Genomic DNA, 10,748 nt, shown 5'->3' on the forward strand with positions numbered 1-10,748 from the left:
AAGCGTCCTTTCAAAGTTAATTGATTAAAACTTAAGGACGATATTTCCGGTGATTTTTGTAGGGTTCTGCGCCTGGAAACGGGATGACCAGTATTTTTCATTGGTCAGGTTATCCACTTTTAAACCTATTCTGAATTTTGGCCTGTCGTAAAACACGGAAGCATCAAGAATGGTATATTCAGGAACACTAAATTTAAATGCAGGCGCTGCAGCTGTAGCGTTTACGTTGGTTTGGTAGTATTCGCTTCCATAAATTCCTCCAAAGCCTATTCCAAGGCCTTGAGCTTTTCCACTAACGATCCGGTAACTTACCCATAAATTGGCTGTTTTTGGCGAACCCGCAGTTGTAGGACGTAAGCCGTCCAATGCCTGGCTTCCATTGGTAATTTTACTGAAGTTATAGGTATAACCGGCAATAATATTCAAACCAGCAAACGGGTTGGCAATCAACTCCCCTTCAAAACCTTTACTAACTTGTGTACCGTCTTGTACGTTAAATGAGTTTCCGTTTACCAGGTCGGGAATAAGAATATTGGTGACTTTAATATCATAATAGCTCAATGTTGCACTGATTTTGCTAAAGTCGAGTTTTACGCCTCCTTCAGCTTGATTAGCCCAACTTGGTTTAAAAGTATTTCCGCTAAAATCGGCACCGGAATTATTGCTGAAGCCATTCTGATAGTTTGCAAAAAGAGAGACCTTATCTTTGATTGCCTGATAAATTAAACCAAACTTTGGCGAGTAAGCGGTTTGATTGTAATCACCAGAAAGTACACCCGTACTAGGCACAAAAGTACCACGGTTAAAATAACGGTCAATTCTAATCCCCGCAGTAGCAATTACCCTGTCGGTTATATTCAACACATCAGAAACATACCCGCTATAGGTATTCTCACGGTTCGCTGCGAAGTTGGTAAAAGTTGCAGTGGCAAACATTGGGGCAATTTTAGCTGCTGTAAAATTGTTGTAAGCAGCGCCAGGGGTGGTTATATTGATATCAGCCATGTTTACAGTAGCGTCGTTTCGGGTTGATTTTAAACTGTAAAAATCAAAGCCTGCTACCACCCTGTTCCTAAGTGTTCCAATTTTGAAATCACCAACAAAATTCTGTTGGATATCGGTTCCGTAATAAGGATAATCCTGCAGGGTTACTTCCTGTCTTACAGTAGTTGCGCTTCGCACCCTCAGCTGCGTTACATACCCGTCAGATGATGACCTGGTCCTTGAAAAGATAGTTTGCGAAGTCCAGTGGTCAGAAATCTTATATTTCATCTGTGCGAAAATATTATACTGCTGACTGGTATAGGATACTGTGTTATTGGCGAAAGAAAGGTTGTAAGGGATATTCAAATCCTTGATGCTGGTAGCAACCGGGGTTGGCGAAGCATTTGTAGGTGCCAAAGGCAGTAGCCTGGTTGGTGAAGTCCCTTTTGATCCGCTAATTTCCGCATCGATCATTAATGTTAACCTATCGTTTACCTTATACAAGAAGCTCGGTGCAATCAGGTAACTTTTATTAAAGCCTGCATCCTGAAAACTTCTTTCGCTGTGTAAGGCGGTATTCATTCTGATCAATGCTGTTTTTTCTTCATTAATTGGCGAATTGATATCAGCAGTAAGTCGGTTTAAATCCCAGCTTCCACCTGAATAGGATACTTCTCCTCCAAAACTATCATAAGGTTTTTTAGTTACCCTGTTAAACAAACCACCAAAAGATGATATGGTACTTCCAAATAAAGTAGCAGAAGGTCCTTTAATCACTTCTACCCGCTCCAGATTGGCAGGGTCAATTGTGGTGTAAGTAAAACTTCCTACTCCATTTCTCACTACCTGTGGGGTGGGAAAGCCTCGTGAAATGCTGGTTGTCCTTCCCTGATTTCGCACCTCAGCAATACCGGCACCGGGTACATTTTTGAAAGCACTGTTATAATCTGTTACAATCTGTTCTTTCATCAACTCCTTACTCACTACATTATATACCTGGGGATTTTCCATGTTTCTCAAGGGAAGTTTGGCAACATCTTCACTTTCTTTTTTTGCAAAACGATTCCCTCCGGTAGTTACAACTACCTCATCCAGTTTTTGTGAAGAATACTGCAGCTGTAGTTCAACTTTAGGGCTTGGCTGAGCAACCGAAACTTCCACAGTTGCAGAAGCTGAGTTTGAGCCAATCATTACCGCTTCAATCAGGTATTTTCCAAAGGGAATGTTTTTAAACTCAAATTCACCCAATGAGTTGGTAGCCGTTGTTTTCTTTAATGATTTAATTTTAATGGTTACGCTTTGTGCAATCTGTCCGTCATCTGTAGTGACCGTTCCTTTAATTTTTCCAGCAGCAACTTCTTTGTCCTGCGCAATAGCAGTCAACGAAATACAAGTTGTTAAGAATAAAAAGATGATTTTAGCGAAGAGAAAGTTTGATTGTAGACGATCTTTCATATTATTTATTTAGACTAGTTATAAATTGATCGCAAAAGAACACAATTAATTGTAACAAAACAAGTACAATAAGTTTTATAATTTTTGACGGGGGGGTATTTGGAGATTTCTTCAAGAATGGTCAACTCATTTCGCAATTTAATTGCGTATTAAGTAGTTTACAAGGGGTATTTTGATAACAAAATCTAATCAGCCTTATCAGGTATAAATGAGCGTCTATAGTTTACCTGTAAGGGAAAAGAAGGGCAAGATGGAACCTTCAGGGCAGCAGAACTGTAATGAGGAGCGATGCTGATGAACCAAATCCAGATAATAACAGTCGTTCTCCAGGCGAAAGGGGTAGCAGTAGCGCTAACAAGTTAACAGCGCTCATTGCTGTAGCAAGGATTAAAAATCGAAGGCGTGCGAAGGCATACCATAGTCCGGTGAAATGCAGGCCGACGATGAGCCCAACTGTGGGAAAGAGCAGGTAGCCTAAACCCCGTGCAGTGAGCCAGGCTTGTGAAAACATTATGGCGACGACTTCTGCGATGACAGCGATCAGGTAGTAATTCCAACGCGGCTTTTGCCGTGACGGAGTATCCTGCCTCCTGACAATCCAGATGCCTGTGGCGGCGAATATAAAAATGCCCAGAATCTGGAGCATTGTGCCGGCTGATCCAGTCACAGCGCCAGCACCAACCCACCACCAAAGGAGGCCAAAGACAAGGCCGATTAATGCACCTGTTTTCATTGCTCAGCCTCACTACCAGCGTTAAACACACATATCTCCACCAGGCCCACTAAGGAAGCGTCGCCCGGAAAAAATATATACATCGGATCCATTTCTATTTTTTTTATGATTTCGGATTTAATCATTCGTCCATTTTAAAGCTATTTAGCAGGTAACTTTCAGGCTGGGGACATTTATATTAAAGTGGCCAGTGCTTTATCAAAAATATTAATTTCTGAACTAAAAAGCTGCTAGAAATGAATTTCGCTAATCACAGGATCTCTGTTAAAGGCGTTATTGTTGTTTTATCCAGGAATGGCATCTATGTGGATGACTGTGCGGCTGACCTTATTTTGGGTTTCTTATATCTAATTTCTAAGAATATGTTGAGAAGCAAGATGGAAGAATTTACACACGCGACACACGTGCGCTAGCTTAGGACTAAAACAATAAGCCCCGATCCAAAGATCAGGGCTAGCGATGAAAATATCCTTAGAAAGGCAAATTCTTGGAGTGTTTGTTCAATTCATTGAAATGCTATAGTTTGCCCACTACGACAACGTCTTCTTTAATGTTGACTGGTGGAGTGCTCAGGATCATTAAGATCAGGCCTTCTTCTTCAGCGTAGAATTTTTCGATGGTATTTCCAAAGTAATCAGTAGTGTATCCAAGTTGTGTGCCTTTCTTCACAATATCGCCAGCTTTTTTCAGGGGATAGAAAAAACCGTTGTTTTTTGATGACAGGTAAGACCTGCTTAGGATCTCTTTAGGCTTTGGTGACGAATTTGGGGCTTTTTCTTTCGGTAACATCTTTAGGTGTGCCAGAAGGTTCAGTACACTTTTTTCAATGCTGCCCACCGCGCTGGCTTCAATGAGGCCCAGTCGACCACATTCTATATCTACGGATGGGATTCCCCGTTTAAAGGCCTCTGCGGTGCAATAAAGACTTAGCTCGTTTTTATCCATGTATTTCTTACCATCAGTGTTAAAGTTTACCAGGTACTCATAGCCCAATGCAATTGCCATCTCTTTTCCGAGTTTGGAAATCTCGGGCATCTTGCTGTTGCTGTAGTAGGCACCATAGGGATAAAGATCCTCCGGAGCATCACCCGAATGCATATCCAGAAAAAAATCTGATTTTGCAATTACCTGCTCGGTAATGAAGTGGGCTACCTGATCGGTAAGGGTACCGTTGGCAGAACCCGGAAAGGACCTGTTAAGGTTTTTCTTGTCAATAGGGTTTACATAAGGTGATCTGCCTTTAAAGCTTTCGAAATTCGCAATCTGAACAAGGATTACTACACCTTCCAATTTCTTAGCGTCGATCGATCTGGTCAGTCGTTGGGCACCAAGGATCGGTGCATATTCATAACCATGGACTCCAGCGGTAATACCAATGGTTTTACCTTGCTTTGCCCCACTGAAAACCGTAATCGGGATAAAAGTAGCATCGTTGCCCGATGTAACAGGTACCATAAAGTTTTCTGTTGTGCCGGGTTTGATTTCTTTACCCTGGAATTGAAAAACTGTTTGCGCTTGCGAAAGATGGAATGAAGACGTTAATAATAGTGTATGATAAAGTTTTCTGAACATTTTTTGTATTTCTCTAAAAGCCACTAAAATATCGATTCCTTGTCAGCGTAAAGGCTGTTAACTTTATTATTGCAATTATGTGGCATTAATCATCCTGTGTTTCAGCAGCAGTGATTAGATTGTTGCAGCCACCAGACTTCCAAAGCCATATATCCTTAGAGAAAAAACGAATGCCATCACCCTGTACCGATATTTCCGGGTTTTTCTGGTGCATCCAGTGTGACAAGCTGAGGGTTTTCCGGCACGTAAGACAGGCCAGTATTTACTGAATTATTTTAACTGACTTCTTGTGTTCATCTATGGCAACGAAAGTAAATTCGCCATGTACTGCCAGATCACGTCCTTCGGCGTACATCTGTTCCACATAAATTTCAACCGATACTTTCATACTGGTATTACCAACATGTTTAACGCGGCCCACCAATTCAATGATCGTACCAGCGGGAATTGACTTTTTAAAATCAATGCGATCGCTGCTCACTGTCACCATCACCTGGCGGCTGAAACGGGTAGCGGCCATAAAAGCCACCTCGTCCATCATGGCCATGGCGGTGCCACCAAATAGCGTATCATAGTGGTTGGTGGTATTGGGAAATACGGTCTTGAATACCCGTGTTTCTGAAGCTTGAATACGTTCTGTTAAATTCATTATCACTTAATTAAATTTGATCATTTATTATTTGTGTAGCGTTTTCTTCGTCGCAGCATGGATAATCAATATATCCTTGTTCCCCGCCACCATACATGGTGGCCCTGTCAGGCTCGCTAAGCAGGGTGTTTTTTTCAAACCGTTCAGGCAGGTCGGGGTTAGCGATGTATAGCTTGCCAAAGGAGATCAGTTTGGCAATGCCTTTTTCAAGTTCTGCTTCGGCGGAAGCCTTATCATATCCTGCATTGGCAATAACTGTCTGGCGGATCTTCCTGCCGAAGCGCTCGATCTCGTCTTCAGCCGCATAGTGTTCAGGCGAAGGAAAATTTGGGCTAAACCTCATGATTTCCACATAGGCGAAGTCTATTTCGTTCAGTTTTTCGATCAGATAGGTATAGGTAGCTATAGGGTCATCCAGTATCATATCGCCATAGCAATGGAAAGGAGCTATTTTAATGCCCACCTTTTCACCACCCACCACGCGGATCAATTCGTGCATCACCTCCTGTACGAAGCGGACTTTGTTGGGGATGCTGCCGCCGTAAGCATCCGTCCTTTGGTTGGAACTTTCAGCTAAGAACTGGTTGGGCAGATAGCCATTGCAGGCGTGAAGTTCAACCCCGTCGAAACCTGCTGCTATCGCATTTTTCGCGGCCTGGCCATAGTCGCTTATGGTTTGCCTGATTTCCGCGATCGTCATTTCCTGAGGTATCTCGAAATCTTTCCTGCCCTGAGAAGTAAAATGTTGCATTCCCAGGATGGGCAAGGGTGATGGTGCAAGCGGGAGCTTGCCGTTCCTGTCAATAGAATGTCCCATACGGCCGGTGTGCCAAAGCTGGGCGACTATCACACCACCTTTGTCGTGTACAGCTGTGGTTACCTTCTTCCAGGCTGCTATTTGCTGATCGGTAAAAATACCTGGTGTAAGCGGGCTGCCGGTAGCCTCTTCACTGGTCCGGATGGCTTCGCTGAACAGCAAACCTGCACTTGCCCTTTGTGCATAGTATTCTACCGTGATGTCACCCACTATACCATTGCTGTCTGTACGGCCCCTGGTCATTGCTGCCATGGCTATTCTGTTTTTTAGGCTGACATTGCCCAGCTGTATTTTTTCTAAAAGCTTCATAGGACTATTTTTCTTCTTTTCGCCGGGCCATACCCTGAGCGATGATGCTGGCGGCAATCAATTGCAGCGCATGATAAAGCATGAGTGGCAACAATACAATACCGGTGATGGTACTGTGCTGAAAGAGCACTTTTGACATGACGGTACCATGTACCAATGACTTTTTAGAACCACAAAATAATACCGTGATGCGATCTTCATCTGAAAAGCCGAACAAACGACTGAGTAATCCGATGCAAAAGAATACGGCAAAAAACAAGGCTATCATCCCAGCGGCAAGTCCCGCAAGTTCAAGCGCGGTAAAGCCTGCGAACAAATGTTCGGAGAATGACTTGCAGAAAGACGTGTAAATGATGGTAAGGATGATTGCCTGGTCAAAATATTTCAATTGTTTCTTATACTTTTCGGCAATGGTGCCAAAACGTGCGTTGAGACTGATGCCAATGATGACAGGTAGCAACACTTGAAGAACCAACTTGATGACGATATGGGTGACATCGAAATCGCCTGTTGCAGAAGCGATGAACAGTCCAACCCAAAGTGGCGTGACCACTACACCGATCAAACTGGAAATGCTCGCATTGAATATGGCTGCCGGAATATTGCCTTTAGCGATGGAAACCATGACCACAGAAGAGGAAACGGTGGATGGTAAAGCTGCCAGAAAAAATATACCCAACCAAAGCACTTCGAAATCGGTACCAACGAACAGCGGTCGGGACGCCAAAACGATGAGCGGAAAAAACAAAAAGGTCGTCAATTGGACGATGATGTGCATCTTCCAGTTGACAAGCCCGGCTTTTAATTTCTCCACGCTCAATCTTAAGCCGTAGAATAAAAAGATCAGCGAAACGCCTGCATTAGCGATCTGCTCCAGGGAAACAGGTTCTTTGATCATACCCGGTTGCGGTAAAAAATAGGCCAGCAGGATCATCATGCCTATCATGAGCAGGAAACCGTCGAAACCTGCTTTACTTAATATTGATAATAACTTCTTCAATGTAATTTAATATATTACTAAACCGCATATTCTTTGCGTATGATCTCTGCGCCTGCGCTCAAAGCATTTAACTTACCTCGTGCTACCGCTCTTGACAAAGGCGCCATACCACAATTTGTAGAAGGGTAAAGATTTTTGATATCTACGAACTTAAGGGCTTTACGCAACGTGTTGGCTACTTCTTCAGGAGTTTCTATTGTGTTGGTTGCCACGTCAATTGCACCGACCATTACTTTCTTGCCGCGAACAAGCTCCATTAAATCTAAAGGCACGTTTGAGTTGTGGCATTCTAACGAAACAATATCAATTTTAGATTTTTGAATTTTCGGGAAAACCTCTTCGTATTGACGCCATTCTGAGCCCAATGATTTTTTCCAATCGGTATTAGCCTGTATGCCATAGCCATAGCAAACGTGTACCGCAGTTTCGCACTTTAAGCCTTCAATTGCCCTTTCCAGCGTTGCCATTCCCCAATCGTTTACTTCATCGAAAAACACGTTAAATGCAGGTTCATCAAACTGGATAATGTCTACCCCGGCATCCTGCAATTCCCTAGCTTCTTCATTTAGTGCTTTGGCAAATTCCCAGGCTAATTTTTCACGACTTTTATAATGGTCATCGTACAAAGTATCGACCATCGTTAATGGTCCTGGTAATGCCCATTTGATGGGTTTATTGGTTTGTTTACGCAAAAATTTGGCATCTTCAGCAAAAACTGCTTTTTGTCGGGCAACATCGCCGACGACCATAGGAACACTCGCATCATAACGGTCACGTATTCGCACGGTTTTTCGATTTTCAAAATCTACACCGCTCAAATGTTCGATAAAAGTGGTTACGAAATGTTGGCGTGTCTGCTCACCATCACAAACGATATCCAATCCTCCCAAATCCTGTTCCTGCAATGTAATCCGTAGGGCATCCTGTTTTCCTTCAAGCAACTGATCGCCTTCTAATTTCCATGGTGACCATAATTTTTCGGGTGGTGCAAGCCAGGCAGGCTTAGGTAAACTTCCAACAATTGAGGTGGGCAATAATAATTTCTTCGTCATAGCAAAATTTTAATGTGTCGTATTAATTAAAGTGAGAAATTGGCAGACCATTGCTCAAGAACATCCCGGTAAGGTTTGATGAAATGCTCTTCAGCATATTTACCCTGTTCAACAGCCAAACGACTGCGCTCTTCGCGGTCATACTCTACTCGGGTCAGTGAATAATCTTCGTGTTTAAGACTAGGTTGATAGATTTTCCCGGCAACGGAATTTGCATTGTAAATTTCGGGGCGATAAATCTTCTGGAAAGTCTCCATCGTACTGATTGAGCTGATCAGTCCAAGATCAGTATAGTCAGAAAGGAGATCTCCGGAATGATAAAAAGCCATCGGCGCCACGGCGTTCGCAGGCATGAAAAAACGAACTTTCAGGCCCATTTTAGCGAAGTATTCATCAGTGAGCGAATACTGGTACTGCTGGTACTCAAAGCCCAGAACGGGATGCTGGTACTCCGTGCGGGTATAGGTTTTATTGCCCGATACGCTTAAACAAATGATCGGTGACATCTTAAAGTGCTCTTTATAAGTTGCCGAATTTACAAAGCACTTATAAAGTTTTCCGTGTAAATCGCCAAAATTTTCAGGAACAGTAAAACCAGGTTTGTCTTTATTGTAGTTGATTAATAAGACACTGAAATCATAATCACGCACGTAAGAAGAAAAATTATTTCCGGCAACACCTTCGATTTGCTGACCAGTCTTACGGTCAAAAATATTCGTTTTTAAAACCTCAATCATCGGCAGATCGTTGATGCCGTTCTTATCATCGATATGCATCGTTACGGTGAGGATTTCGAGTTCTACATGGTAACGATCGCCTTTTGGATTATCTACATGAGCCAGTGCATTGAATCGATTATTAATCATATTTAAGGCATTACGTAAGTTTTGCCGGCGGTTAGCTCCTCTGGCCAGATTTGCGAAATTGGTTGTCAGACGTGTCTGACTTGAAGGGTGATAGTTTTCATCTAAAGAAGTGCTCTTTAGCGTGAACACAAATTCATTCCTGATGGTGTCCTGGATATTTTCCATGTATTTCCTTAACTTTTTAAATGGTTAATAATCATTAAAAAGTCCTTGATTATTCAGGATACGACAGGCAAAAGAAAGGATTTAAGGAGGAGAAGTATACACAAACGGGCACGATCAACCCATGAGGGTTTGCACCTTTAAGCTATACAATCTGACCAATAACCTCTTTACGCGGAAGTATCGTCAATTCAGAAAAGGCAGGTATCCTGACTTGTAACGGCTTTTACCGGCCTTCCCGTTTGCACAGTGATCATTCATTGGTAAAACCTTTTGTGTTACTTACAGTTGCGCGACAGCTCGTGATTTGCACACGATTCCCTATTAATTCACCGCTAAGTAAAACCTTTCCCGATTGCTGAAAAAGCAAAGAACCACGAGTTTTAAACTCTGTCCAAAGTTACTAAAACAGTTATTAAAGTGGAGTATGTGGTATGATTTCAACTAAAATTACTTTAAATTAAGGATTTGGTGATTTTTTATGTGGTTTGTTCTTACTTTTATGTGCTGAAACAGTGATTTATGCTATGGAACAATTGGATGAGATCGATCTGAAACTCTTAAAAATATTAGGCAATGACTCAAGTCATACCATTAAGGAACTCGCTGCGATGGTGAATTTGACGCCATCACCGGTTGTGCAGCGTGTAAAACGCCTGGAAACTACTGGCTATATCAAGAAATATATCGCGCTGCTTGACCCGGAAAAATTCAACCAGGGCTTTATCGTGTTCTGCAATATCAGGCTTAAACAGCACGACCGAAAGGTGGGCAACAGCTTTGTAGAGGATATTCTCAAGATCGAGGAGGTTGTAGAATGTTATAATATCTCCGGCGATTATGATTTCTTTCTGAAAGTGTATGCCCGAGATATGAAGCATTACCAGGACTTTGTTTTTAATAAATTAGGCTCCGTTGAAAGTATTGGCAGTGCACATAGTACTTTCGTAATGGCCGAGATCAAAAATACACACAATATCAGTTTTTAATATTGGTGGAAGTCAGGGTTAATGGGCACTCGTTTTTCTTTTTCCCAATCGTTCAACGCCTTTCATCGGAGGATGAAACTAAGTAACTGATCATCTTTCTCCCTGCTATTTGAAGAGTCCTGGAGGGTTTCTACAGATTAGTTAGTGGAAATGAGTATTT

The 10,748-nt window shown here is 42.4% G+C and carries 9 protein-coding genes and 1 riboswitch; of the genes, 1 reads left to right on the forward strand and 8 read right to left on the reverse strand.

What is annotated here, in order from left to right; translation table 11 throughout:
* Positions 1-24: 24 nt before the first annotated feature.
* The 8 genes from R2R71_RS21025 to R2R71_RS21060 form a co-directional block, all read right to left on the reverse strand.
* A complete protein-coding gene (locus R2R71_RS21025; protein ID WP_316833263.1) occupies positions 25-2,439 on the reverse strand; it encodes a TonB-dependent siderophore receptor in 2,415 nt (804 codons plus the stop codon).
* Positions 2,440-2,698: 259 nt separating this feature from the next.
* A complete protein-coding gene (locus R2R71_RS21030; protein WP_316833264.1) occupies positions 2,699-3,172 on the reverse strand; it encodes a hypothetical protein in 474 nt (157 codons plus the stop codon).
* A gap of 516 nt (positions 3,173-3,688) precedes the next feature.
* Positions 3,689-4,744 (reverse strand): M14 family metallopeptidase, encoded by a 1,056-nt coding sequence (locus R2R71_RS21035; protein WP_316833265.1) that lies wholly within the window; start codon positions 4,742-4,744, stop codon positions 3,689-3,691.
* 262 nt (positions 4,745-5,006) lie between these two features.
* Complete coding sequence (locus R2R71_RS21040) at positions 5,007-5,393, reverse strand: acyl-CoA thioesterase (RefSeq protein ID WP_316833266.1); 387 nt, start codon at positions 5,391-5,393, stop codon at positions 5,007-5,009.
* Between the two features lie 10 nt (positions 5,394-5,403).
* The gene (locus R2R71_RS21045) at positions 5,404-6,519 is read right to left on the reverse strand and encodes an alkene reductase (RefSeq protein ID WP_316833267.1); all 1,116 of its coding nucleotides are present in this window, start codon (positions 6,517-6,519) and stop codon (positions 5,404-5,406) included.
* A 4-nt stretch (positions 6,520-6,523) separates the two neighbouring features.
* Positions 6,524-7,519, reverse strand: coding sequence for a bile acid:sodium symporter family protein (locus R2R71_RS21050; protein ID WP_316833268.1), 996 nt, complete (start codon positions 7,517-7,519; stop codon positions 6,524-6,526).
* A gap of 17 nt (positions 7,520-7,536) precedes the next feature.
* Complete coding sequence (locus tag R2R71_RS21055; protein WP_316833269.1) at positions 7,537-8,571, reverse strand: methionine synthase; 1,035 nt, start codon at positions 8,569-8,571, stop codon at positions 7,537-7,539.
* A 26-nt stretch (positions 8,572-8,597) separates the two neighbouring features.
* On the reverse strand, positions 8,598-9,602 hold the full coding sequence (locus tag R2R71_RS21060; RefSeq protein ID WP_316833270.1) for a DUF1852 domain-containing protein: 1,005 nt from the start codon (positions 9,600-9,602) through the stop codon (positions 8,598-8,600).
* 178 nt (positions 9,603-9,780) lie between these two features.
* A riboswitch (cobalamin riboswitch) is annotated at positions 9,781-9,964 on the reverse strand.
* A 162-nt stretch (positions 9,965-10,126) separates the two neighbouring features.
* Here R2R71_RS21060 and R2R71_RS21065 point away from each other — a divergent pair.
* Positions 10,127-10,588: an Lrp/AsnC family transcriptional regulator gene (locus R2R71_RS21065; RefSeq protein ID WP_316833271.1), complete on the forward strand. Its 462-nt coding sequence runs from the start codon at positions 10,127-10,129 to the stop codon at positions 10,586-10,588.
* Positions 10,589-10,748: the final 160 nt, after the last annotated feature.

This window comes from Pedobacter aquatilis (assembly GCF_032678405.1).
Classification (GTDB): Bacteria; Bacteroidota; Bacteroidia; order Sphingobacteriales; family Sphingobacteriaceae; genus Pedobacter; species Pedobacter aquatilis_A.

Bases quoted from the DNA above. Each gene is read 5' to 3' on its own strand.
- R2R71_RS21025 (WP_316833263.1), bottom strand. From the start codon at position 2,439: ATGAAAGATCGTCTACAATCAAACTTTCTCTTCGCTAAAATCATCTTT.
- R2R71_RS21030 (WP_316833264.1), bottom strand. From the start codon at position 3,172: ATGAAAACAGGTGCATTAATCGGCCTTGTCTTTGGCCTCCTTTGGTGG.
- R2R71_RS21035 (WP_316833265.1), bottom strand. From the start codon at position 4,744: ATGTTCAGAAAACTTTATCATACACTATTATTAACGTCTTCATTCCAT.
- R2R71_RS21040 (WP_316833266.1), bottom strand. From the start codon at position 5,393: ATGAATTTAACAGAACGTATTCAAGCTTCAGAAACACGGGTATTCAAG.
- R2R71_RS21045 (WP_316833267.1), bottom strand. From the start codon at position 6,519: ATGAAGCTTTTAGAAAAAATACAGCTGGGCAATGTCAGCCTAAAAAAC.
- R2R71_RS21055 (WP_316833269.1), bottom strand. From the start codon at position 8,571: ATGACGAAGAAATTATTATTGCCCACCTCAATTGTTGGAAGTTTACCT.
- R2R71_RS21060 (WP_316833270.1), bottom strand. From the start codon at position 9,602: ATGGAAAATATCCAGGACACCATCAGGAATGAATTTGTGTTCACGCTA.
- R2R71_RS21065 (WP_316833271.1), top strand. From the start codon at position 10,127: ATGGAACAATTGGATGAGATCGATCTGAAACTCTTAAAAATATTAGGC.